Raw genomic sequence first — 22984 nt, 5'->3', positions numbered from 1 at the left:
AACCCTGTGGGAGCGAGCTTGCTCGCGATGGGGCCATTACAGCCACCAAAAATCTCTCAGACTTACTGAGAACGCGGCCGATCCGGCATCAGCACAGCAGCATGCTCTGGCTCGATCTCCAGCGGCGCTTCGACCGGATGCCTCGGCACCAGCGCCTGCTGTGGATAAGTCTGCGCAAAGTTCACCCATGGGCAGTTATCCACAAGCTTTTTCAAACGCTGGTTGAAGGCGCGGCTCACCGCGTATTGACCACCGGATACCGTGCGGAATTGCGCGGTCAGCACCACACCGTTGAGGTCCATCTTGTCGACGCCAAACACGTCCAGCGGTCCTTGCAGGTTGTAGCGCAGGAATGGGTCGTTGCTGATGGAATGCCCGGCCTCGCGGATCAGTTCGATGGCCTTGTCGACATCAGTGTCATAGGTGAATTGCACCGAGAAAAACGCATAGGCGAATTGCCGCGATTGGTTGGTCACGGCCTTGATCTGCCCGAACGGCACCGAGTGCACGAAACCCTTGCCGTCGCGCAAGCGCAAGGTGCGGATGGTCAGACCTTCGACCGTGCCGGCATGCCCGGAATCAAGCACCACCCAGTCGCCGATGGACAGGGTGTCTTCGATGATGATGAACAGCCCGGTGATCACGTCCTGCACCAGCTGCTGGGAACCGAAACCGATCGCCAGGCCGATCACCCCGGCACCGGCCAGGAACGGTGCGACGTTGATCCCCAGGTTGGCCATGGTGGTGATCGCGCAAATCACCACCAGGATGATTTTGATCGCGTTGCGCAGCAGCGGAAGGATGGTTTTCACCCGCGTACTCGGCTGACGCGCCGAGCGCTTGTTGGTGGGTGGTTTCAGGGCTTCCTGAATCGCAGTGTCGAGCACCACCCAGACCATCCAGGTCACCAGCAGGATCAGACCGATGTGGCTCAGGGAATCACTGATCGCCCGGCCCACGGCATTGCTCACCGCAAACTCGAACAGCGACACGCCCCAGATCCGCCCAAGGATATCGATGAACACGACGGCCATGCCGATGCGCAGCAAGGCATGGGACAAGTTGAGAAAACGCTCCTTGTAGGCGCCGCTGCGGCGCAGGTCCGCTTCGCTGCGCGCCTTGAACAGATGGTGCAGCGTGGTGCTGAGAAACACCGTGGCAATCAGCAATACCGTGGTGAACAAGGCGCTACGCAGCACTCTCTGGTTGTCCGCCCCGGCGCCGATCAGGTTGATGATCGAAACCAGTACCATCAACAGGATCGGCCAATACCAGAGCCCGGAAAATATCCGCAGTGTTTCACGCAACGCCGGCTGACCGAGGCGCTGGGCCAGCGGCAGGATGCGGATCACATGAGCTACCGGACGACGCATGCGGATCACCAGCAAGCCGAAGGATATCGACGCTGCCAAGCCGGTGAACACGGCGATGCTGCTGGTGAGATTGTTGCCCAGTTGATGGGCGATCTGCGGGCTGGTCAGGGCATCGCTCAAGGCCACCAGAAAGCCGATACCGAACAGCGGTCGCGGGCTCTTCTCACGGATGATCTGCACCGCCCGGCGCTTGTGGCCGGCATTGAACACCACCATCAGCGACATCACCAATGACGCGGAAAATATCCCCGCGCTTGCGGCATAAGCCAAACACAGCGCCAGCGCCCGACCGGCCGATACCGGCAAAAACTGGCTGGCATAAATCGTCAGGGGCAGGCTGACCACCGCGGGAAGGGTATAGGGCAATACGTAACCGAGCAGGGCCTGGCCACGCTCGCGGCTGAGCAGCAGGCGATGCTTGCACAGGCGTTTGGCCAACAATCGCCCGAACAGCCAAAGACAGGCAAACACGGCTGCCCACACGCAGGTCAGTAGCAGAAAATCGCCGGCGACACTCCACGGCGAACGGGCCGAAGGCTGATTGACCAACTGATCCATTTCATCGGCCGCGCGGTCGGCACGCAGGCGCCAGGCGTCGACGAGGTTTTCGTTGAGATCGAGTTTGGTCTGGACCTCGTCGATGCTTGAACTGATGGCCCCCAGTAACCCGCCTTGCACCAGCGGTTCGGGGTGTGCCAGCGGCGTCGCGGCGGTCGCGGTGGCCGGCAGCACCGGTATCGCGGCGGCTTCCAGTTGCTCGCTGCCCAGAAACAGCAACGCTCCCAGCAGTATCGCGGTCTTGAGCCTGATCAAAGCACCCGCTCCTTTGGCTGTGTCTGTATGGAACTGATCGAGAAATGCCGGGCAAGTTCGGATATAGCTCCCTCGCCACAGACTAACACCCGCGCTCGCGATCTTTGCGCCCAAGGCAAATATCAAATGTCCATCCCTGTATTTTTCTGAACGAGCCAAATCCCGACACTGCGCTCCATCACATCATTGCACCGGAGTTGCAGCCATGCCCATTGCCCTGCTCGCGCTGACCCTCAGCGCTTTTGCCATCGGGACGACCGAGTTCGTCATCGTTGGCCTGTTACCCACCATTGGCGCTGACCTCGGTGTCAGCCTGCCATCCGCCGGCCTGCTGGTCAGCCTGTATGCCCTTGGCGTTGCCGTCGGCGCGCCGGTGCTGACCGCCCTCACCGGCAAGGTTCCGCGTAAATTACTGTTGTTGTCGCTGATGGTGCTGTTCACCCTCGGCAACCTGCTGGCGTGGCAAGCACCGAGCTACGAGTCGTTGATCCTCGCCCGGATCGTCACCGGCCTGGCCCATGGGGTGTTTTTCTCGATCGGTTCGACCATCGCCACCAGTCTAGTGCCGAAGGAAAAAGCCGCCAGCGCGATTGCCATCATGTTCACCGGCCTGACCGTGGCGCTGGTCACCGGCGTGCCGCTGGGGACATTCATCGGTCAGCATTTCGGCTGGCGTGAAACCTTCCTCGCCGTTTCGGCACTGGGTGTCATCGCCTTCGTTGGCAGCCTGATCTACGTGCCGAACACTATCGCCCACAGCAAACCCGCATCGTTGTTGCAACAATTGCAGGTGCTCAAGCAGCCGCGCCTGTTGCTGGTGTATGCCATGACGGCCGTCGGCTACGGCGGCTCGTTCATTGCCTTTACCTTCCTCGCGCCGATTCTTCAGGACCTCTCCGGTTTCAGTGCCAGCACCGTCAGCCTGGTGTTGCTGGTCTACGGCATCTCCGTGGCCGTCGGCAACATCTGGGGCGGCAAACTGGCGGACAAGCGCGGCCCGATCAGCGCCCTGAAAATCATCTTCGCCCTGCTCGCCGCCGTGTTGTTCGTGCTGACCTTCACTGCCGGCAATCCTTGGCTCGCGCTGGCCACCGTGCTGGTCTGGGGCGCCGTGGCATTCGGCAACGTGCCGGGGTTGCAGGTGTATGTGGTGCGTCAGGCTGAGCATCACACCCCGCAGGCGGTGGACGTAGCATCCGGCCTGAACATCGCGGCGTTCAACCTCGGCATTGCCGGTGGCGCCTGGGGCGGTGGCCTGATCGTCGCCCACATGGGCTTGATTCACACCGCGTGGATCGGTGGTCTGGTGGTGTTGCTGGCACTGGCATTGACCGCGTGGAGTGGACGTCTTGATCGCCTCGGCCCGGTCTATGCCGAACCGGCTGATGGCCCTGCCCGCGTTATCACTGGCCACTGATAAACCCTGTGGGAGCAAGCTTGCTCCCACAGTTGTTCAGTGGTGCACTGTAGAAAATCTACCGTCCGCCGCCCCATCGAAACTTTCGTCGCCGCCCCAGAGTCATCCAAAGACAGGAGCCGTCAGGCGGGAGGCGACATGACAGCGAATCACACCGATATTCCCGCACACTCAAACGCAACCGACATGCGGGTACAGGGTTCGTCCGTCACTTGTCGTTTCACGGTGCTGACGGTCAACACCCATAAAGGTTTCACCGCGCTCAACCGGCGTTTCATCCTGCCGGAACTGCGTGAAGCGGTGCGCAGTGTGTCTGCCGATGTGGTGTTTTTGCAGGAAGTCCACGGCACCCACGAACAGCACCCCAAGCGCTACACCAATTGGCCGGCGATGCCGCAATACGAATTCCTCGCCGACAGCCTGTGGCCGCAGTTCGCCTATGGCCGCAATGCGGTGTATCCGACGGGCGATCACGGTAATGCACTGTTGTCGAAGTTCCAGATCATCCGCCACGACAACCTCGATGTGTCCATCAGCGGCCACGAGAACCGCGGAATTCTGCATTGCGTGTTGCGCTTGCCCGGCGATGGCCAGGAAGTGCATGCGATTTGCGTGCACCTGGGGCTGCGCGAAACCCACCGCACAGCGCAACTGAAGTTGCTCGCCCAACGCCTGGAGGCCCTGCCCGACGACGCCCCGGTGATTGTCGCCGGGGACTTCAACGACTGGCGCCAGCGCGCCGATGCGTTGCTCAAGCCCATCGGTCTGCATGAAGTCTTCGCCGCGCAGCATGGCAAACCGGCGCGCAGTTTCCCCGCGCGCTTGCCGGCATTGCGCCTGGACCGCATCTACGTGCGCAACCTCAAGGCCAGCCATCCGCGCGTGCTGACCACCCGACCCTGGTCGCACCTTTCCGACCACGTTCCGCTGTCGGTGGAGATCGAGCTATGAGCAGCCAGTCTATGGAAAAAACCACGCTGGATCACATCCCCGCTCCGCCCACCCGCGAGCCGACAGCGGTCGATGTCGAATACGGCTGGCAAGGCAGCAATCGGGTCGAGTTGCTGGAAAATGGCGAGGCGTATTTTCCCCGGGTGTTTGAAGCCCTGCGCCGGGCGCAAAGTGAAATCCTGCTGGAAACCTTCATTCTGTTCGAGGACAAGGTCGGCAATGAGCTGCAACAGATCCTGATCGAAGCCGCTCAGCGTGGCGTACGCACTACCGTCAGCATCGACGGCTTTGGCTGCGGCGAACTGAGTACCGGCTTCCTCACCGCCCTGACTGCCGCCGGCGTGCACCTGCAAATATTCGACCCGGCACCGAAACGCCTGGGCCTCCGCACCAACTGGTTCCGGCGCCTGCACCGCAAAATCGTGGTGGTGGATGGCAGCGTCGCGTTCGTCGGCGGGATCAATTTTTCCGCCGATCACCTGGCCGACTTCGGCCCCGAGGCCAAGCAGGACTATTCCGTAGAAGTTCAGGGTCCGGCCGTTGCCGATATCCATCACTTTGCCCTGCTGCAATGCGGTCGCCCGGTGCACGCCAAATACTGGTGGCAACGCCGTCGGCAGCGGCGTTCGGAACTGGCCTTCAGTGATCACGATGGCCAGGTGCGGCTGGTGTACCGCGACAACGGAGAACACCCGACCGACATCGAAGAGGTTTACCGCCAGGTGTTGCGCCAGGCACAGCGCCGAGTGGTGATCGCCAACGCCTACTTCTTTCCCGGTTTCCGCTTGCTGCGCGAGATCCGCAACGCGGCCCGCCGAGGCGTGGATGTGCGGCTGATCCTGCAGGGTCAACCAGACATGCGGGTGGCCAGGCTCGCCGCACGCATGACCTATGACTACCTGCTCAAGTCAGGGGTGAAAATCTACGAATACTGCGACCGACCGCTGCACGGCAAAGTCGCGCTGGTGGACGAAGACTGGAGCACCGTCGGTTCCAGCAACCTCGACCCGTTGAGCCTGTCGATGAATCTCGAAGCCAACTTGCTGATCCGCGACCAAGCCTTCAATCGTCATCTGTTCGATCGCCTGGAAGACCTCAGCGATAACCATTGCAAGGCCATGTCTGCCGACATCGCGCCACGAGGTCGTGTCTGGCACATGACCATCGGTTTTCTGGTGTTTCACTTCCTGCGGCATTTTCCGGCGTGGGCCGGTTGGTTGCCGGCGCATAAACCTCGCCTGAAACCCTTCCACCCGCCAACCTGGAGCGCTGACCATGAACCGCGCTGAGACCCACGCGGCCTCTCACGGCAAAAGCTCCGGCAAGTCCCACTGGCGTCGCTGGAAACGACCGCTGACGATGCTGTTTTTCCTGATGCTGATCGTGCTGTTCGCGACGCTCGCCCAGCGCATCGAATGGAACGAAGTGTTCGATAACCTGGCCGATTTCAAAGTACGCACGCTGATCATTGCCTCGGGGCTGACCCTGGTGAGTTTTCTGGTGTACGCCTGCTTCGACCTGATTGGCCGCACCTACATCCGCCAGAACCTGACGTGGAAGCAGATCCTGCCCGTGGGGATCATCAGCTACGCCTTCAATCTGAATCTGAGCGCCTGGGTCGGCGGCATCGCCATGCGCTACCGATTGTATTCGCGGCTCGGGGTCAGCAAGAGCAACATCGCGAAAATCCTTGGCCTGAGCCTGGCGACCAACTGGTTCGGCTACATGATAATTGCCGGCGCCGTGTTCAGCAGCGGGCTGGTGCACATGCCTCCGGGCTGGAAACTCAGCAGTAGTGCGCTGCAAGGCGTGGGGGTTTTGTTATTGCTGCTGAGCGCCGGGTACCTGGCGGCGTGCCGGTTTGGCAAACGTCGGGAGTGGGCGATTCGCGGCATGGAGATTGACTTGCCATCGCTGCGCATGGCGGTGCTGCAACTGGCCCTCGGTGCACTGAACTGGTCGCTGATGGCGGCGGTGATTTTCACCTTGCTACCGAGCAAACTGGATTATCCACTGGTACTGGGCGTGCTGTTGATCAGCGCCATCGCCGGGGTCATCACACACATCCCCGCAGGGCTCGGCGTGCTCGAGGCGGTGTTCGTGGCGCTGCTGCAACACGAGGTTTCGCGGGGCAGCCTGGTGGCGGGACTGCTGGCCTATCGGGCGATTTATTTCATCCTGCCGCTGTTGATTGCCCTGGTGATGTATTTGCTGGTGGAGGCCAAGGCCAAGGCGTTGCGAATCGAGAAAAAACCCAAATAATTTGTGGTGCTTCCAAGACCGCCATCGCGAGCAAGCTCGCTCCCACAGGTTTAGCGGTATACATATATTTTGTGTACGACTCGGACACTGTGGGAGCGGGCTTGCCCGCGATGGCGTCCGCAAGCACACCGCAAATCACCGGGATTGAATAATGCTCAACCGCTCCCCCACCACCATCTCGGTAATCCAGCCGACAAGGATCGAGGTGTACGCCTGCTGTGAAACCGGGTCGCTCAAGGCGTGGTCGGCGCCGTCGATGATGCGATGGGTCAGTGAGTGCGTCTGCTGGCAGGCCGCGCGGTAACTCATGATTGTCGAATGGGGCACGTAGTCGTCGGTCTCGGACTGCACCAGCAGGACATCCCCGGTGAATTGCGAGCAGGCATGCAAGGCACGATTGCTGTCGGCACGCACCAGGGTGCTTCGGTAATCACGCAGATCCAGCTTGTCCAGGTCGCGTTTCGGTGCGAGCCATTGCTCGTCGCGATACAGCGCCGGCACCCGCAGCGCCAGCCAGCGCACCGGCCTCAGCGAGGTCAGGATCGAGGCCAGATAACCCCCGTAACTGGTGCCGACCACGGCAATCGCCGAGGTATCGAGGGCCGGGTGCGCGAGCAAGCGGTCATAGGCTGCCAGCAGGTCGCGCAGGTTGTCTTCGCGGGTCACCCGGGACAATGGAATGCCGGTGCCGCCAGTGTGCCCGCGCAGGTCGAAGGTCAGGCAGACACAGCCCAACCCGGCGATGCCTTTGGCGCGCTCCAGATCCCGCTCCTGACTGCCGCCCCAACCGTGCACGAAGAGCACGCCGGGGACTTTCGATTTGGGGCTCAGAAAAGTCCCGCTCATCTGTTCGTCGTCGATGTCGATCTGAATGGATTCGCTTCTAGCCGTCATGGGATTTGACCGTCACGTACTTGAGGAGAAAGTCACTGGTCTGCGCCGGCCCGCGGTACACCTCGATGGCGTCTGCCGGCAACGACTGATCGATGTAGGTTTCCACCGAAGACACACGAATCGCGCACATCCCCGGATCGTTGACGAAACTCTGCAAGGCTGCCACCTCGGCGCTGCTGGCACCGCCCATGCGCCAGGACTGTTCGAGCACACCACTGCGCGACTGGCCGTTACTGTCCAGGCCTTGGGCGATGTCATAATTGCGCCGCGAGGCATAAAAGCCGGGATAGGCTTCATCCGCCGCGTTATCGAACACCTGTGCCTGATGGATCGCCAGGCGCACGTCTTCCGGCAGATCCAGCTTCAGCAATTCGTCGTAGTCACCCGGCACCACCAGCAGGTTGGACCCGCCATACACCTGCTCACCCTGAGCGTCCTCGGTCAAGTATTGATCACCGCAGTAACTGAGTACCTTGCCGCCGATAAAACTCTGGCCGACGCTGTGGGTGATCACCTGGTCCAGATCCTGTTCCAGCACCACGCCTTCAGTGAACGTCGCCTCAGCCTCTGGCCTGGCAAGCACTTCATCGAACTCGTCGAGGCTATTGATCACTTCCTGACCACGTCCGGCGCAGGCATGAATCGGTTTCAGGCGGATCGGCCCGGTGTACAACAGATGCTCCGCCGCCGGGCGCGCATCCTTCAGGGAGAATACGCTGAGACCGTCGAGCACCACGCTGCGCACCCGCTCGGAAAACAACGGAGCCCAGCCTGGCGGCGCATGGGCGTGGCGATTGAGCAATCCGTGACTGATGGCTTTGGTGCATATGAAGTCGTGGTCGACATAACCGCCCCACAAATCCTCCGGCCCCTTGACCCCCAGTTGCCGGGCAGCCGCAGCGCCCACCAGGGTCTGGGTCGGCAACAGGTAGAGGTCCCGCCCGTCGTGCAACTGCGGGTCGTAACTGCCGCCGTACTTGAGCCCCAAAATCTGCGCCAGCCAGCGGGCCAGCGCACGGTTGGTTTCGACTTCATGCAGTGGCGCGTCGGCGAGCACCGAATGGGCAACCACCAGTTTCTTGCGGTTTGTTGGGGTCATGCATCCCCCTTCAATCGACGCTTGCTGAATGTAGTTGAAGGGGTGCAGGGATCAGGCCAAGACGTCCTAAGGGGAAACGTCTTTGAAGTCAGCCTGTTGCGTTAGAAGTGATGGCATGTGGCCTGTTTTATTCTGCACGACACCCTTCGGGATTCCGGCATTTTGCACGACTCCCACACTGGATTTGCAGTACACCACTTACCGTGCTGCGGCCCCCGGCGTCACCCCGAACCGCGTCCGATAATCACTCGGCGCCAGCCCGGTGATTTTCCTGAACGTCGCACGAAACGCCCCGGGGTCCTGATAACCCACGGTCCAGGCGATGTGGTCGATGGTGCCGTTGGTGAACTCGAGCATTTCCCGGGCCTTGCCGACTCGCAGATGCTGGCAGTACTCGGTGGGTTTGAGCCCGGTGGCCGCGCGGAATCGTCGCAGGAAGGTGCGTTCTTCCAGGCCTGCCTTTTCGGCCATCGCCGCCAGCGATACATCGGTCGCCCCGGTGCTTTGCAGCCAGTGTTGCACCTTGAGAATCGCCGCATCGCCATGGCTGAGGATCGGCGCAAAGTTGCTGCCGCACTCGCTGGCGCTGTCGCTGTGCTCCACCACCAGAAAACGTGCGGTATTGGTGGCAATGCTCGGTCCCAGCAACCGGTTGACCAGGCGCAAACCCAGTTCGGACCAGGCCATCAGCCCGGCGGTGGTGATCAGGTCGCCGTCATCGACAATCGGTGTGTCGGCCTTGAGCCTGATCGCCGGATAACGTTCAGCGAAGGCTTTGGCCGAGGTCCAGTGAGTGGTGGCGCTGCGACCGTCGAGCAGACCACTTTCGGCCAACAGGATAGAACCCACGCAAACCCCGCCCAGTGTCGCGCCGCTGGCATGTTGCTCGCGCAACCAGCGGATCAATCCCTGTGGCGCCTGGCCTTCGGAAAAACCGCCGATCGACGGCGGAATCAACACAGCCACCAGAGCACGCTCCGGGCCAGGATGGCTGTCGAAGATCCGAACCGGTGGCTGATCGCCTTCGACCTGCCAATGGCTGACCCGCAACAGCGGCAACTGCGCAGACTGATGCTCGGCGGCGATCCGGTTGGCCACCCCGAACAAATCCGTCAACCCATGCACCGCCGCCATCTGCGCGCCGGGATAGATCGGCACACCGAGTTCGGCGATTGCCCTTTCTGCGTCCATTGTCAGTTTTCCCCCTTCTATTGTCGGTGCGGCCAATCCTCGGATCGCCTGCCAGAGCCAATACTTCATTCCACACCAACACACACTTCGAGGAAACAGTCATGGCCAAGCAAGCGCTCATCGTAGTCGATATCCAGAACGACTACTTCCCCCAAGGCAAGTGGCCGCTGGTCGGTGCCGACGCCGCCGCGGACAACGCCGCACGCCTGATCGAGGCCTTCCGTGACGCCGGTGATTCGGTGGTGCACATCCGCCACGAATTCACCTCCGAAGAGGCGCCGTTTTTCACCCCGAACTCCGAAGGCGCGAAGCTGCACCCCAAAGTTATCAACCGCGACGACGAACCGGTGGTGCTCAAGCACTTCGTCAACTCGTTCCGCGAAACCGAGCTGAAATCGATCCTCGACGAGCAAGGCATCAAGGAACTGGTGGTCGTGGGCAGCATGAGCCACATGTGCGTCGACGGCATCACCCGTGCGGCAGCGGACTTTGGCTACACGGTGACCGTGATCCACGACGCCTGTGCCACCCGTGACCTGGAATTCAATGGCGTGACGGTTCCAGCGGCGCAGGTTCATGCGGCGTTCATGGCGGCCCTGGCGTTTGCATATGCCAGCGTGATGTCGACCAACGACTTCCTCGCGGCCTGAGTCTGCGATTAAATTCCACCGCCCATAAAAAACCCGCACTTCCAAGCGAAGTGCGGGTTTTGTGTTTCAGCTTGCCGCTTGTAGCTTGAGGCTGGCAGCTGCTTCAGAACGGAATATCGTCATCAAAGCTGTCGAAATCCGGAGCCGGCTGAGGAGCGGCCTGCTGTGGAGCCGGGCGCGACTGTTGCGGCGCCGACTGCTGTGGACGTGGAGCCTGCTGGCGTGGCGCGGACTGCTGGTAGTTGTTACCGCCGCCCTGAGCCTGCTGGTCACCCTGTGGACGGCCGCCCAGCAGTTGCATGGTGCCTTGCATGTCGACCACGATTTCGGTGGTGTAACGCTTGATACCGTCTTTTTCCCACTCGCGGGTCTGCAGCTTGCCTTCGATGTAAACCTGCGAACCTTTACGCAGGTATTCGCCGGCGATCTCAGCCACTTTGCCGAACATCGAAACACGGTGCCATTCGGTCTTTTCGACTTTCTGACCGGTTTGCTTGTCGGTCCACTGTTCGCTGGTCGCCAGACTCAGGTTGGTCACGGCATTACCGTTAGGCAAGTAGCGAACTTCGGGATCCTGGCCGCAAGTGCCGACCAATATGACTTTGTTAACCCCACGGGCCATAACGTTCTCCTAGGCTACGCACGCTGCCCCGGCCGGGTTGTTCACCAGGCACTCAAGGGTGGTGCGATCCAATAGTTCGGTGTCCAGTTTGATGTAAATCGCCGCCTCATCTGCGACGATGACTGCATCTGTTACCCCTACGACCGCCTTCAGGCGCTCGACCAGACCCGCTTCGCGGATCGCCTCGGGCGACAACGGCAAGCGCAGGCTTGTGACGTAGGGAGGTTCGCGCATGGTAACAGCAAAGGCCAGCCAGAGGGCAGCCAGACCGGCGCATCCGAGGAACACAACCGACAGACCGCCATGCTGGAACAGCCAGCCGCCAAGAATGCCGCCCAATGCCGACCCAAGGAACTGGCTGGTGGAATAAACCCCCATCGCCGTGCCCTTGCCACCTGCCGGTGAAACCTTGCTGATCAGCGACGGCAACGAAGCTTCCAGGAGATTGAACGCGGTGAAGAACACCACCGTACCGATCACCAGAGCCCGCAGGCTGTCGCCGAACTGCCAGAAGAATAGCTCAGTGAGCATCAGCGTCACGACGGAGCCGAGTAAAACTCGTTTCATTTTGCGTTTCTTCTCGCCGTAGATAATGAACGGGATCATGGCGAAGAAAGAAATCAGCAACGCGGTCAGGTACACCCACCAGTGCTGCTCTTTAGGCAGCCCGGCTTTCTCGACCAGCGCTAGCGGCAAGGCGACGAAGCTGGACATCAACATCGCGTGCAAGACAAAAATGCCCAGGTCCAGGCGCAGCAGGTCCGGATGCTTGAGCGTCGGGATCAGCGCCTGGCGCGCGACACCGGACTCGCGGTGCTGCAACGGGCCGGTGGAGCGCGGCACCATGAACATTACGATCACGATGCCGAACAGCGCCATGCCTCCGGTAGCAAGAAACAATCCGGACAGTCCGAAGGCGCGGGTCAGCAGCGGGCCGACCACCATGGCCACCGCAAACGACAGGCCGATGGTCATGCCGATCATGGCCATGGCCTTGGTCCGGTGCTGCTCGCGGGTCAGGTCGGACAGCAGGGCCATGACCGCCGCGGAAATCGCTCCGGCGCCCTGCAGGATCCGGCCGGCGATCACGCCCCAGATCGAGTCGGCATTGGCTGCCAGCAGACTGCCGAGGGCAAACACGATCAGGCCCAGGTAAATCACCGGGCGACGACCGATGCGGTCGGAAATGAAACCGAACGGAATCTGGAATACTGCCTGGGTCAAGCCATAAGCGCCAATCGCCAGACCGATCAGGGCCGGCGTGGCTCCGGCCAGATCCATCCCATAGGTCGCCAGTACCGGCAACACCATGAACATGCCAAGCATACGGAAGGCGAACACCAGGGCCAGACCGCTTGCCGCGCGGGTCTCGCTACCACTCATGCGCTCGCTGTGGGGATCGTGCATGGAAAAACCTCATGTGAACCGGCGGCGATTCTACCAGTCCCATCGATTGGCAGGGTATATCGCGACGCTTTGACGCGCATTGCTGACACACTCTTCATGTAAGACACTAGCCCACTCGCTTGATAGTGTGCATCCATCCAGTATTTGGCCGTATACTCCTACGTTTTCGACGCCCGCCAAGCGAGGCCACCTTGGACAAGATCCTGATTCGTGGGGCTCGAACCCACAACCTGAAGAACATCGACCTGACCCTGCCACGGGACAAGCTGATCGTCATCACCGGCTTGTCTGGCTCCGGCAAGTCGTCCCTGGCTTTCGACACCCTGTACGCCGAAGGTCAGCGCCGCTACGTCGAATCGCTGTCGGCCTACGCCCGGCAGTTCCTGTCGATGATGGAAAAACCCGACGTCGACACCATCGAAGGCCTGTCGCCGGCGATCTCCATCGAACAGAAGTCGACCTCGCACAACCCGCGCTCGACGGTCGGCACCATCACCGAAATCTACGACTACCTGCGTCTGCTTTATGCACGCGTGGGTATTCCCCGCTGCCCGGATCACGATATCCCGCTGGAAGCGCAGACCGTCAGCCAGATGGTCGACCTGGTCCTCGCCGAACCGGAGGGCAGCAAGCTGATGCTGTTGGCGCCGGTCATCCGCGAGCGCAAAGGCGAACACCTGTCGGTTTTCGAAGAGCTGCGCGCACAAGGCTTCGTCCGCGCCCGAATCAATGGCAAGCTCTATGAACTGGACGAAGCGCCCAAGCTCGACAAGCAGAAAAAACATACCATCGATGTCGTGGTCGACCGCTTCAAGGTCCGCGCCGACCTGCAACAACGCCTGGCCGAATCCTTCGAGACCGCACTGAAACTGGCGGACGGCATTGCCCTGGTGGCGCCGATGGACGACGAACCGGGTGAAGAGATGATCTTCTCCGCACGCTTCGCCTGCCCGATCTGCGGCCACGCGATCAGCGAACTGGAACCCAAGCTGTTTTCCTTCAACAACCCGGCCGGCGCTTGCCCGACCTGTGATGGTTTGGGGGTGAAGCAGTTCTTCGACATCAAGCGCCTGGTCAACGGCGAACTGACCCTGGCCGAAGGAGCGATTCGTGGTTGGGACCGGCGCAACGTCTATTACTTCCAGATGCTCGGCTCACTGGCCTCGCACTACAAGTTCAGCCTGGAAGTGCCGTTCAACGAACTGCCAGCCGATCAGCAGAAATTCATCCTGCACGGCAGCGGTTCGCAAAACGTCGACTTCAAATACCTGAACGACCGTGGCGATATCGTCAAACGCTCGCACCCGTTCGAAGGCATCGTGCCGAACCTGGAACGCCGTTACCGCGAAACCGAATCGGCATCGGTGCGCGAAGAACTGGCCAAGTTCCTCAGCACCCAATCGTGCCCGGATTGCCGTGGCACCCGTCTGCGGCGTGAAGCGCGGCACGTGTGGGTCGGCGAGAAAACCCTGCCGGCAGTGACCAACCTGCCGATCGGCGATGCGTCCGATTATTTTGGCGGACTGAAGCTCACCGGTCGGCGTGGCGAAATTGCCGACAAGATCCTCAAGGAAATCCGCGAACGCCTGCAGTTCCTGGTCAACGTCGGCCTTGACTATCTGTCGCTGGATCGCAGTGCAGACACCTTGTCCGGCGGTGAAGCGCAGCGTATTCGTCTGGCCAGCCAGATTGGCGCCGGCCTGGTGGGCGTCCTGTACATCCTCGACGAACCCTCCATCGGCCTGCATCAGCGCGATAACGACCGGCTGCTGGGCACCCTCAAGCACCTGCGCGATATCGGTAACACTGTGATTGTGGTCGAGCACGACGAAGACGCGATCCGTCTGGCCGACTACGTGGTGGACATCGGCCCGGGCGCTGGCGTGCACGGCGGGCATATCGTCGCCGAAGGCACGCCTGCCGAGGTCATGGCGCACCCGGACTCGCTGACGGGCAAATACCTGTCGGGCCGGGTGAAGATCGAAGTCCCGGCCAAGCGCACGCCGCGCAACAAGAAGCTGACGCTTTCGCTCAAGGGCGCGCGCGGCAACAACCTGCGCAATGTCGACCTGGAGATTCCGATTGGTCTGCTGACTTGCGTGACTGGCGTGTCCGGCTCCGGCAAGTCGACGCTGATCAACAACACCCTGTTCCCTTTGAGCGCCACAGCGCTGAATGGCGCCACTACCCTTGAAGCGGCCGTCCACGACAGCATCAAGGGCCTGGAGCACCTGGACAAGGTCGTCGACATCGACCAGAGCCCGATCGGCCGTACACCGCGTTCCAACCCGGCGACCTACACCGGATTGTTCACACCGATCCGCGAGTTGTTCGCCGGCGTACCGGAGTCCCGCTCCCGGGGCTACGGGCCGGGGCGCTTCTCCTTCAACGTCAAGGGCGGCCGCTGCGAAGCCTGCCAGGGCGACGGCCTGATCAAGGTCGAGATGCACTTCCTGCCGGACATCTACGTGCCCTGCGACGTGTGCAAGAGCAAGCGTTACAACCGCGAGACCCTGGAGATCAAGTACAAGGGCAAGAGCATCCACGAAACCCTCGAGATGACCATCGAGGAAGCGCGGGTGTTCTTCGATGCCGTACCGGCCCTGGCGCGCAAGCTGCAAACGTTGATGGACGTCGGCCTGTCGTACATCAAGCTGGGGCAATCGGCGACCACGCTGTCTGGCGGTGAAGCCCAGCGGGTGAAACTGTCCCGCGAGCTGTCCAAGCGCGATACCGGCAAGACCCTTTACATCCTCGACGAACCCACCACCGGGCTGCACTTCGCGGATATCCAGCAACTGCTGGACGTGTTGCATCGCCTGCGCGACCACGGCAACACAGTGGTAGTGATCGAACACAACCTGGACGTGATCAAGACCGCTGACTGGCTGGTGGACCTGGGTCCGGAGGGTGGTTCCAAGGGCGGGCAGATCATTGCCGTCGGCACACCGGAAGAAGTGTCAGAGATGAAGCAATCCCATACCGGTTACTACCTCAAGCCGCTGCTGGAGCGCGATCGGGCTTAACCGGGCCCCATGAAAAAGCCCCTGTCACTTCATCAGTGACAGGGGCTTTTTTGTATTCGCAGCAATCAGGTGTGGGATTGCAGGTAGTTCTCAAGCCCGATCAACTTGATCAGACCCAACTGCTTCTCGAGCCAGTAGGTGTGATCTTCTTCAGTGTCATGCAATTGAACCCGCAGCATTTCGCGGCTGACATAGTCCTTGTGCTGCTCGCAGAGCTTGATGCCCTTGCACAGCGCAGCACGGACCTTGTATTCCAGGCGCAAATCCGCTTCGAGCATCTCTGTCACCGTGGTGCCGACATCGAGATCGTCCGGACGCATGCGCGGCGTGCCTTCGAGCATCAGAATCCGGCGCATCAGGGCATCGGCGTGCCCTGCTTCCTCTTCCATCTCGTGGTTGATTCGTTCGTAGAGCTTGGTGAAACCCCAGTCCTCATACATCCGCGAATGCACGAAATATTGATCACGCGCGGCCAGCTCGCCGGTCAGCAACGTATTGAGGTAATCGATCACATCTGGGTGGCCTTGCATCGCCCTACATCTCCCTGCTTGAAAGTTGTAGTTTGAACCAACATGCCCTTATCGTCACTCTGAAGACGCAATAAAAGCGAAGATATTCTGAGAAAACCGGCCAAAATAACGCAAAAACCACCCAAACAAGGGCGGTTCTGCTTCTCATTTAGACTTCGTTAAGCTGTACGTTGAGCAGCTTTGCGATTGCTTCTCCATACGCCGGGTCAGCCTTGTAGAAATGCTGCAACTGACGGTCAACCACATCACTCGACACACCTGCCATCGCACCGGCGATGTTGCTGACCAGCAGTGATTTCTGCTCTTCAGTCATCAAGCGGAACAACGCGCCGGCGTGACTGTAGTAATCCGTGTCTTCACGGTGGTCGTAACGATCGGCGGCACCACTGAGGGCCAACGCCGGCTCTGCGTAACGAGGCGCCTGCTTCGGCGACTCGACGTAGCTGTTCGGCTCGTAGTTCGGCGTCGAGCCGCCATTGCTGCCAAAAGCCATCGAACCATCGCGCTGGTAAGTGTTGACCGGACTCCGCGGAGCGTTGACTGGCAACTGCTGGTGATTGGTACCGACACGGTAGCGATGAGCGTCCGCATAGGCGAAGACCCGCCCTTGCAGCATACGATCCGGCGACAGACCAACGCCAGGGACCATGTTGCTGGGACCGAACGCCGCTTGCTCGACTTCCGCGAAGTAGTTCTGCGGATTGCGATTGAGCTCCAGTTCTCCGACTTCGATCAGTGGAAACTCTTTCTGCGACCAGGTCTTGGTGACATCAAACGGGTTCTCGTAGTGCGCCGCCGCCTGAGCCTCGCTCATGATCTGAATGCACACGCGCCATTTCGGGAAATCACCCTGCTCGATGGCATTGAACAAGTCGCGCTGGGCGTAATCCGGATCAGTACCCGCCAGGCGCGCCGCCTCGGCAGGAGCAAGGTTCTTGATCCCTTGTTTGGTCTTGTAGTGCCACTTCACCCAGTGACGCTCACCTTGAGCGTTGATAAGGCTGTAAGTGTGGCTGCCAAAGCCGTGCATGTGTCGGTACCCGTCAGGAATACCCCGGTCGGAGAACAGGATGGTGACCTGGTGCAGCGCCTCGGGCGAATGCGACCAGAAGTCCCACATCGCCTGGGCACTCTTCAGGTTACTTTGCGGCAAACGTTTCTGGGTGTGGATAAAGTCCGGAAACTTCAGTGGATCGCGAATGAAGAACACAGGGGTGTTGTTGCCAACGATGTCCCAGTTGCCTTCCTCGGTGTAAAACTTCAAGGCAAAGCCACGCGGATCACGCTCGGTATCGGCCGAACCACGCTCTCCACCCACGGTGGAAAACCGCAGGAAAGTCGGGGTTTGCTTACCGACTGCCTCAAACAGCTTCGCGCTGGTGTATTGAGTGATATCGCGCGTCACGGTGAACGTACCGTAGGCACCCGAGCCTTTGGCGTGTACACGGCGCTCAGGGATGTTTTCACGGTTGAAGTGGGCAAGCTTCTCGATCAGGTGAAAGTCGTCGAGCAGCAGCGGGCCGCGAGGGCCGGCGGAGCGGGAATTCTGGTTATCGGCAACAGGAGCGCCACTGGCGGTGGTAAGCGTTGTGTTTTGGCTCATGCGATCTTCCTTCCTCTGTCGGTCTTGAACTGCCGGCTAATCGGCTGAGAAGGAGTATTGATCATCAATATGACACCTACAAATTCATTAACTTGCAGACATCGATAGAAAAATACTAATGATCATCCCCATCACATGATGACGACACAGACGAAGGAGACGCTTGTACAAAAGGCGCGTTTCTTACAGGCACAAAAAACCGGGCACTAGGCCCGGTTCTTTGTTTCAGACTGACGTCTTACTCGGCAGATACAGCTTCGCCAGCAGTAGCACGATCAACCAACTCGACGTACGCCATAGGCGCGTTGTCGCCAGCGCGGAAACCGCACTTGAGGATGCGCAGGTAGCCACCCTCACGGGTAGCGTAACGCTTGCCCAGGTCGTTGAAGAGCTTACCAACGATAGCTTTCGAACGAGTACGGTCGAAAGCCAGACGGCGGTTAGCAACGCTATCTGTCTTGGCCAAAGTGATCAGCGGCTCAGCAACGCGGCGCAGTTCTTTAGCTTTTGGCAGAGTAGTTTTGATCAGCTCGTGCTCGAACAGCGACACCGCCATGTTTTGGAACATGGCCTTGCGGTGCGAGCTGGTGCGGCTCAGATGACGACCACTTTTACGATGACGCATGGTTCATTCCTTACCAAACACTACGTTCGGTGATTACGACGATCAGGCAGTCGCCTTGTCGTCCTTCTTAAGACTTGCAGGCGGCCAGTTGTCGAGGCGCATGCCGAGGGACAGACCGCGGGAGGCCAGAACGTCCTTGATTTCAGTCAAGGATTTCTTGCCCAGGTTCGGAGTCTTCAACAGCTCTACTTCGGTACGCTGAATCAGGTCGCCGATGTAGTAGATGTTTTCCGCCTTAAGGCAGTTAGCCGAACGTACAGTCAGTTCCAGATCGTCAACCGGGCGAAGCAGGATCGGATCGATCTCGTCTTCCTGCTCGACAACCACTGGCTCACTGTCACCCTTGAGGTCGACGAACGCAGCCAACTGCTGTTGCAGGATGGTTGCAGCGCGGCGAATTGCCTCTTCAGGATCCAGAGTACCGTTGGTTTCCAGATCAATAACCAGCTTGTCCAGGTTAGTACGCTGCTCGACACGGGCGTTTTCCACCACGTATGCGATACGGCGAACCGGGCTGAACGAAGAGTCAAGCTGCAAGCGACCGATGCTGCGGCTTTCGTCTTCATCGCTCTGACGCGAGTCTGCCGGTTCATAACCACGACCACGAGCTACTACGAGCTTCATGTTCAGGGCGCCGTTAGACGCCAGGTTAGCGATTACGTGATCGGGATTAACGATCTCGACATCATGATCCAGCTGAATATCGGCAGCGGTAACCACCCCCGAACCCTTCTTCGACAAGGTCAGCGTAACTTCGTCACGACCGTGCAGCTTGATAGCCAGACCTTTAAGGTTCAACAGGATTTCAATTACGTCTTCCTGTACACCTTCGATGGCGCTGTACTCGTGGAGCACACCGTCAATCTCGGCCTCGACTACTGCACAGCCGGGCATTGAGGACAACAGGATGCGGCGCAGCGCGTTGCCCAGGGTATGGCCAAAGCCACGCTCGAGAGGCTCGAGAGTGATCTTGGCGCGGGTTGGACTGACAACCTGCACATCAATGTGGCGGGGTGTCAGGAACTCATTTACCGAAATCTGCATGGATGCACCTATTTTCTAGCCCTTACTTGGAGTAGAGCTCGACAATCAGGCTTTCGTTGATGTCGGCGGACAGATCACTGCGAGCTGGAACGTTCTTGAAAACGCCCGACTTCTTCTCAGTGTCTACTTCTACCCATTCTACGCGGCCACGTTGGGCACACAGATCGAGAGCTTGGACAATGCGAAGTTGATTTTTTGCTTTCTCGCGAACAGCGACCACGTCACCAGCACGAACCTGGTAGGACGGAACGTTAACGGTCTGACCGTTTACGCTGATCGACTTGTGCGATACCAGCTGACGGGATTCGGCACGAGTCGAACCAAAGCCCATACGGTATACAACGTTGTCCAGACGGCATTCGAGCAGTTGCAGCAGGTTTTCACCGGTTGCACCTTTCTTGCCAGCAGCTTCTTTGTAGTAGCCGCTGAATTGACGCTCGAGAACGCCGTAGATACGACGGACCTTCTGCTTTTCACGCAGTTGGGTGCCGTAGTCGGACTGGCGACCGCGGCGCTGGCCGTGGATACCAGGTGCTGCTTCAATGTTGCACTTCGATTCGATCGCGCGCACGCCGCTCTTCAGGAAGAGATCGGTGCCTTCGCGACGAGCGAGTTTGCATTTTGGACCAATGTAACGAGCCATTCTTTACAATCTCCTGGATTACACGCGGCGCTTCTTCGGCGGACGGCACCCGTTGTGCGGGATTGGCGTCACGTCGGTGATGCTGGCGATCTTGTAGCCACAGCCGTTCAAAGCGCGGACTGCGGATTCACGACCTGGACCTGGACCTTTGACGTTGACGTCGAGGTTTTTCAGGCCGTATTCCAGCGCAGCTTGACCAGCACGTTCAGCAGCTACTTGAGCAGCAAACGGGGTGGACTTGCGGGAACCGCGGAAACCCGAACCACCGGAGGTAGCCCAGGAAAGAGCGTTACCTTGACGGTCGGTGATGGTCACGATGGTGTTGTTAAAAGATGCATGGATGTGGGCGATGCCATCAACCACTGTCTTTTTAACTTTTTTACGAGGACGAGCAGCAGGTTTTGCCATGATTAAATTCCTGTCGATTCGCTGGGGCGATTACTTGCGGATCGGCTTACGCGGACCTTTACGGGTACGCGCGTTGGTCTTGGTACGCTGACCGCGTACTGGAAGACCGCGACGATGACGCAGACCGCGATAGCAACCGAGGTCCATCAAGCGCTTGATTTTCATGTTGATTTCGCGACGCAGGTCACCTTCAGTGGTGAACTTCGCCACTTCGCCACGCAGCTGTTCAATTTGCTCGTCGCTCAGATCTTTGATCTTTGCTGCTGGGTTTACCCCAGTCTCTGCACAAATTTTCTGTGCAGTAGTGCGACCAACACCATAGATGTAGGTCAGCGAGATAACAGTATGCTTGTTATCTGGAATGTTAACGCCTGCAATACGGGCCATTCAGTGGGACTCCAATTGACAGCTACCTACGCCCCGGAAGCCAAGAAATAGGGCGCGAGATAATATCGCTGTAATAACAAATAATCAACCCGGCAGCGCACTAGCTGCCGGGCTTGAAGCACAATCACACTCAGCCTTGGCGCTGTTTGTGACGCGGTTCCGCGCTGCAAATTACTCGAACAACACCTTCGCGGCGAATAATCTTGCAGTTACGGCACAGCTTTTTCACCGATGCACGAACTTTCATCACCAACTCCTCGAACCTTATGGGTCAGCGCAGCATGCCGCTGCCGTAACCCTTCAGGTTGGCTTTCTTCATCAGGGATTCGTACTGGTGCGAAACGAGGTGCGATTGTACTTGGGACATGAAGTCCATCACAACCACGACGACGATCAGCAACGAGGTCCCGCCAAGGTAGAACGGTACGTTGGCTGCAACCACCAGAAACTGGGGCAACAGGCAGACGGCCGTCATGTAAAGAGCACCGAACATGGTCAAGCGAGTCAGAACGCCATCAATGTAGCGCGCTGACTGCTCACCTGGACGGATGCCCGGAATAAAGGCACCGGACTTCTTCAGGTTTTCCGCTACGTCTTTCGGATTGAACATCAACGCCGTATAGAAGAAGCAGAAGAAAATAATCCCTGCACTAAACAGCAGAATATTCAACGGCTGACCAGGAGCGATCGACTGCGAGATGTCCTGCAACCAGCCCATACCTTCAGACTGACCGAACCAGGCACCCAACGAAGCCGGGAACAGCAAAATGCTGCTCGCGAAAATAGCCGGAATAACACCGGCCATGTTCACCTTCAGCGGCAAGTGGCTGGTCTGCGCAGCGAAGACCTTGCGGCCCTGCTGACGCTTGGCGTAGTGAACAGCAATACGACGCTGACCACGCTCAATGAACACCACGAAACCGATAATCGCTACTGCCAGCAAACCGATGGCAACCAGGGCGAAGATGTTGATATCACCCTGACGTGCAGACTCGAAAGACTGCCCGATCGCTCTCGGAAGACCGGCGACGATACCCGAAAAAATCAACATCGAGATACCGTTGCCAACACCACGCTCAGTAATCTGCTCACCCAGCCACATCATGAACATCGCACCAGCCACAAACGTGGATACCGCGACGAAATGGAAGCCAAAGTCACCAGTGAACGCAACGCCCTGCCCCGCCAGACCAATGGACATGCCAATGGCCTGGACGAGAGCGAGGACGACAGTGCCGTAGCGGGTGTACTGGCTGATCTTGCGACGGCCAGCTTCACCTTCCTTCTTCAACTGCTCCAGCTGCGGGCTGACGGCGGTCATCAGTTGCATGATGATCGATGCCGAGATGTACGGCATGATCCCCAGTGCAAAGATGCTCATCCGTTCCAGCGCGCCGCCGGAAAACATGTTGAACAAGCTAAGAATGGTCCCCTCATTCTGTCGAAACAGGTCCGCGAGTCGGTCCGGGTTGATACCTGGAACCGGGATGTGTGCGCCTATTCGGTAGACGATAATCGCCAGGAACAGAAAACGCAGACGAGCCCAGAGTTCAGACATACCGCCTTTGCCGAGCGCAGAGAGAGCACCTTGCTTAGCCATTTATTCCTCGAACTTGCCGCCAGCTGCTTCGATAGCCGCACGCGCACCTTTGGTGGCGCCGATTCCCTTGCCGATAGTGACAGCGCGAGTCACTTCACCGGACAGCATGATTTTCACACGCTGTACGTTGACGTTGATCACGTTGGCATCTTTCAGGGACTGCACGGTGACGATGTCGCCTTCCACTTTAGCCAGCTCGGACAGACGCACTTCTGCGCGGTCCATGGCCTTCAGGGAAACGAAACCGAACTTCGGCAGGCGACGATGCAGCGGCTGTTGACCGCCTTCAAAGCCTGGAGCAATGGTGCCACCGGAGCGAGAGGTCTGACCTTTGTGACCACGGCCACCAGTCTTACCCAAACCGCTACCGATACCACGGCCCGGACGATGCTTTTCGCGACGGGAACCCGGCGCTGGACTCAGATCATTGAGTTTCATC

Annotated in this window: 22 protein-coding genes; 6 read left to right on the top strand and 16 right to left on the bottom strand. The window is 59.3% G+C overall.

Translation table 11 applies throughout. The annotated features are described in order from the left end of the window. Positions 1-62 precede the first annotated feature (62 nt). On the bottom strand, positions 63-2186 hold the full coding sequence (locus tag AC1D1M_RS18220) for a mechanosensitive ion channel family protein (protein ID WP_477776708.1): 2124 nt from the start codon (positions 2184-2186) through the stop codon (positions 63-65). A 205-nt stretch (positions 2187-2391) separates the two neighbouring features. Here AC1D1M_RS18220 and AC1D1M_RS18215 point away from each other — a divergent pair, with 205 nt between their 5' ends. From AC1D1M_RS18215 to AC1D1M_RS18200, 4 genes are all read left to right on the top strand, one after another. After that, complete coding sequence (locus AC1D1M_RS18215) at positions 2392-3603, top strand: MFS transporter (RefSeq protein ID WP_477776707.1); 1212 nt, start codon at positions 2392-2394, stop codon at positions 3601-3603. A 186-nt stretch (positions 3604-3789) separates the two neighbouring features. Next, entirely contained in the window at positions 3790-4554 is a 765-nt protein-coding gene (locus AC1D1M_RS18210; RefSeq protein WP_477776875.1) for an endonuclease/exonuclease/phosphatase family protein, read from the top strand. Beyond that, on the top strand, positions 4551-5843 hold the full coding sequence (clsB, locus tag AC1D1M_RS18205; RefSeq protein WP_477776706.1) for a cardiolipin synthase ClsB: 1293 nt from the start codon (positions 4551-4553) through the stop codon (positions 5841-5843). Before AC1D1M_RS18210 ends, clsB begins: the two co-directional genes overlap by 4 nt. Next, on the top strand, positions 5830-6816 hold the full coding sequence (locus tag AC1D1M_RS18200; protein WP_477776705.1) for a lysylphosphatidylglycerol synthase domain-containing protein: 987 nt from the start codon (positions 5830-5832) through the stop codon (positions 6814-6816). Before clsB ends, AC1D1M_RS18200 begins: the two co-directional genes overlap by 14 nt. A 135-nt stretch (positions 6817-6951) precedes the next feature. Here AC1D1M_RS18200 and AC1D1M_RS18195 read toward each other — a convergent pair whose 3' ends face one another. The 3 genes from AC1D1M_RS18195 to AC1D1M_RS18185 all read right to left on the bottom strand — a co-directional run bounded on the left by AC1D1M_RS18195 (position 6952) and on the right by AC1D1M_RS18185 (position 10000). Then, positions 6952-7710: an alpha/beta hydrolase family protein gene (locus tag AC1D1M_RS18195; protein ID WP_477776704.1), complete on the bottom strand. Its 759-nt coding sequence runs from the start codon at positions 7708-7710 to the stop codon at positions 6952-6954. Continuing rightward, a complete protein-coding gene (locus tag AC1D1M_RS18190) occupies positions 7700-8809 on the bottom strand; it encodes a DUF3182 family protein (protein WP_477776703.1) in 1110 nt (369 codons plus the stop codon). Before AC1D1M_RS18190 ends, AC1D1M_RS18195 begins: the two co-directional genes overlap by 11 nt. A 198-nt stretch (positions 8810-9007) precedes the next feature. After that, positions 9008-10000 carry a GlxA family transcriptional regulator gene (locus AC1D1M_RS18185; protein WP_477776702.1) on the bottom strand — a complete coding sequence of 331 codons (993 nt, stop codon included), beginning with the start codon at positions 9998-10000 and terminating at the stop codon, positions 9008-9010. Between the two features lie 101 nt (positions 10001-10101). Here AC1D1M_RS18185 and AC1D1M_RS18180 point away from each other — a divergent pair, with 101 nt between their 5' ends. Next, positions 10102-10650 (top strand): cysteine hydrolase family protein, encoded by a 549-nt coding sequence (locus tag AC1D1M_RS18180; RefSeq protein WP_477776701.1) that lies wholly within the window; start codon positions 10102-10104, stop codon positions 10648-10650. 103 nt (positions 10651-10753) lie between these two features. On the opposite strand, the gene AC1D1M_RS18175 is transcribed toward AC1D1M_RS18180, so the two are convergent. Both AC1D1M_RS18175 and AC1D1M_RS18170 read right to left on the bottom strand, forming a co-directional pair. After that, the gene (locus AC1D1M_RS18175; protein WP_413426437.1) at positions 10754-11272 is read right to left on the bottom strand and encodes a single-stranded DNA-binding protein; all 519 of its coding nucleotides are present in this window, start codon (positions 11270-11272) and stop codon (positions 10754-10756) included. Between the two features lie 9 nt (positions 11273-11281). Beyond that, entirely contained in the window at positions 11282-12679 is a 1398-nt protein-coding gene (locus AC1D1M_RS18170) for an MFS transporter (protein WP_477776700.1), read from the bottom strand. A gap of 191 nt (positions 12680-12870) precedes the next feature. On the opposite strand from AC1D1M_RS18170, the gene uvrA reads away from it, so the two are divergent. Beyond that, complete coding sequence (gene uvrA / locus AC1D1M_RS18165) at positions 12871-15705, top strand: excinuclease ABC subunit UvrA (RefSeq protein ID WP_057713101.1); 2835 nt, start codon at positions 12871-12873, stop codon at positions 15703-15705. Positions 15706-15770: 65 nt separating this feature from the next. Here the strand turns inward: uvrA and bfr are convergent, their stop codons facing one another. From bfr to rplO, 10 genes are all read right to left on the bottom strand, one after another. After that, positions 15771-16235 carry a bacterioferritin gene (gene bfr, locus AC1D1M_RS18160; protein WP_008053867.1) on the bottom strand — a complete coding sequence of 155 codons (465 nt, stop codon included), beginning with the start codon at positions 16233-16235 and terminating at the stop codon, positions 15771-15773. Positions 16236-16383: 148 nt separating this feature from the next. After that, on the bottom strand, positions 16384-17838 hold the full coding sequence (locus tag AC1D1M_RS18155) for a catalase (protein ID WP_477776699.1): 1455 nt from the start codon (positions 17836-17838) through the stop codon (positions 16384-16386). Between the two features lie 238 nt (positions 17839-18076). After that, the gene (rplQ, locus tag AC1D1M_RS18150; RefSeq protein WP_007970429.1) at positions 18077-18463 is read right to left on the bottom strand and encodes a 50S ribosomal protein L17; all 387 of its coding nucleotides are present in this window, start codon (positions 18461-18463) and stop codon (positions 18077-18079) included. Positions 18464-18505: 42 nt separating this feature from the next. Continuing rightward, positions 18506-19507: a DNA-directed RNA polymerase subunit alpha gene (locus AC1D1M_RS18145; protein WP_007970428.1), complete on the bottom strand. Its 1002-nt coding sequence runs from the start codon at positions 19505-19507 to the stop codon at positions 18506-18508. Positions 19508-19529: 22 nt separating this feature from the next. Further along, the gene (rpsD, locus tag AC1D1M_RS18140) at positions 19530-20150 is read right to left on the bottom strand and encodes a 30S ribosomal protein S4 (protein ID WP_003176404.1); all 621 of its coding nucleotides are present in this window, start codon (positions 20148-20150) and stop codon (positions 19530-19532) included. 18 nt (positions 20151-20168) lie between these two features. Beyond that, the gene (rpsK, locus tag AC1D1M_RS18135) at positions 20169-20558 is read right to left on the bottom strand and encodes a 30S ribosomal protein S11 (protein ID WP_002555466.1); all 390 of its coding nucleotides are present in this window, start codon (positions 20556-20558) and stop codon (positions 20169-20171) included. Positions 20559-20588: 30 nt separating this feature from the next. Further along, entirely contained in the window at positions 20589-20945 is a 357-nt protein-coding gene (gene rpsM / locus AC1D1M_RS18130) for a 30S ribosomal protein S13 (RefSeq protein WP_009045849.1), read from the bottom strand. 130 nt (positions 20946-21075) lie between these two features. After that, positions 21076-21192 carry a 50S ribosomal protein L36 gene (gene rpmJ / locus AC1D1M_RS18125; protein WP_002555468.1) on the bottom strand — a complete coding sequence of 39 codons (117 nt, stop codon included), beginning with the start codon at positions 21190-21192 and terminating at the stop codon, positions 21076-21078. Between the two features lie 24 nt (positions 21193-21216). Next, positions 21217-22545 carry a preprotein translocase subunit SecY gene (gene secY, locus AC1D1M_RS18120; RefSeq protein WP_003228718.1) on the bottom strand — a complete coding sequence of 443 codons (1329 nt, stop codon included), beginning with the start codon at positions 22543-22545 and terminating at the stop codon, positions 21217-21219. Continuing rightward, the gene (gene rplO, locus AC1D1M_RS18115) at positions 22546-22983 is read right to left on the bottom strand and encodes a 50S ribosomal protein L15 (RefSeq protein WP_003228720.1); all 438 of its coding nucleotides are present in this window, start codon (positions 22981-22983) and stop codon (positions 22546-22548) included. Position 22984: the final 1 nt, after the last annotated feature.

The sequence above is a fragment of the Pseudomonas sp. P1_F7 genome (genome assembly GCF_056405655.1).
The sequence above is the reverse complement of the archived record's forward strand: the minus strand, read 5'-3'. Positions and strand labels throughout refer to the sequence as shown.

Bases quoted from the DNA above. Each gene is read 5' to 3' on its own strand.
- AC1D1M_RS18175 (WP_413426437.1), bottom strand. From the start codon at position 11,272: ATGGCCCGTGGGGTTAACAAAGTCATATTGGTCGGCACTTGCGGCCAG.
- AC1D1M_RS18195 (WP_477776704.1), bottom strand. From the start codon at position 7,710: ATGACGGCTAGAAGCGAATCCATTCAGATCGACATCGACGACGAACAG.
- AC1D1M_RS18180 (WP_477776701.1), top strand. From the start codon at position 10,102: ATGGCCAAGCAAGCGCTCATCGTAGTCGATATCCAGAACGACTACTTC.
- rpsM (WP_009045849.1), bottom strand. From the start codon at position 20,945: ATGGCCCGTATTGCAGGCGTTAACATTCCAGATAACAAGCATACTGTT.
- AC1D1M_RS18210 (WP_477776875.1), top strand. From the start codon at position 3,790: ATGCGGGTACAGGGTTCGTCCGTCACTTGTCGTTTCACGGTGCTGACG.
- AC1D1M_RS18190 (WP_477776703.1), bottom strand. From the start codon at position 8,809: ATGACCCCAACAAACCGCAAGAAACTGGTGGTTGCCCATTCGGTGCTC.
- AC1D1M_RS18170 (WP_477776700.1), bottom strand. From the start codon at position 12,679: ATGCACGATCCCCACAGCGAGCGCATGAGTGGTAGCGAGACCCGCGCG.
- AC1D1M_RS18215 (WP_477776707.1), top strand. From the start codon at position 2,392: ATGCCCATTGCCCTGCTCGCGCTGACCCTCAGCGCTTTTGCCATCGGG.
- rpsD (WP_003176404.1), bottom strand. From the start codon at position 20,150: ATGGCTCGTTACATTGGTCCAAAATGCAAACTCGCTCGTCGCGAAGGC.
- bfr (WP_008053867.1), bottom strand. From the start codon at position 16,235: ATGCAAGGCCACCCAGATGTGATCGATTACCTCAATACGTTGCTGACC.
- rplO (WP_003228720.1), bottom strand. From the start codon at position 22,983: ATGAAACTCAATGATCTGAGTCCAGCGCCGGGTTCCCGTCGCGAAAAG.
- rpmJ (WP_002555468.1), bottom strand. From the start codon at position 21,192: ATGAAAGTTCGTGCATCGGTGAAAAAGCTGTGCCGTAACTGCAAGATT.
- rpsK (WP_002555466.1), bottom strand. From the start codon at position 20,558: ATGGCAAAACCTGCTGCTCGTCCTCGTAAAAAAGTTAAAAAGACAGTG.
- AC1D1M_RS18155 (WP_477776699.1), bottom strand. From the start codon at position 17,838: ATGAGCCAAAACACAACGCTTACCACCGCCAGTGGCGCTCCTGTTGCC.
- AC1D1M_RS18145 (WP_007970428.1), bottom strand. From the start codon at position 19,507: ATGCAGATTTCGGTAAATGAGTTCCTGACACCCCGCCACATTGATGTG.
- clsB (WP_477776706.1), top strand. From the start codon at position 4,551: ATGAGCAGCCAGTCTATGGAAAAAACCACGCTGGATCACATCCCCGCT.
- AC1D1M_RS18200 (WP_477776705.1), top strand. From the start codon at position 5,830: ATGAACCGCGCTGAGACCCACGCGGCCTCTCACGGCAAAAGCTCCGGC.
- rplQ (WP_007970429.1), bottom strand. From the start codon at position 18,463: ATGCGTCATCGTAAAAGTGGTCGTCATCTGAGCCGCACCAGCTCGCAC.
- secY (WP_003228718.1), bottom strand. From the start codon at position 22,545: ATGGCTAAGCAAGGTGCTCTCTCTGCGCTCGGCAAAGGCGGTATGTCT.
- AC1D1M_RS18185 (WP_477776702.1), bottom strand. From the start codon at position 10,000: ATGGACGCAGAAAGGGCAATCGCCGAACTCGGTGTGCCGATCTATCCC.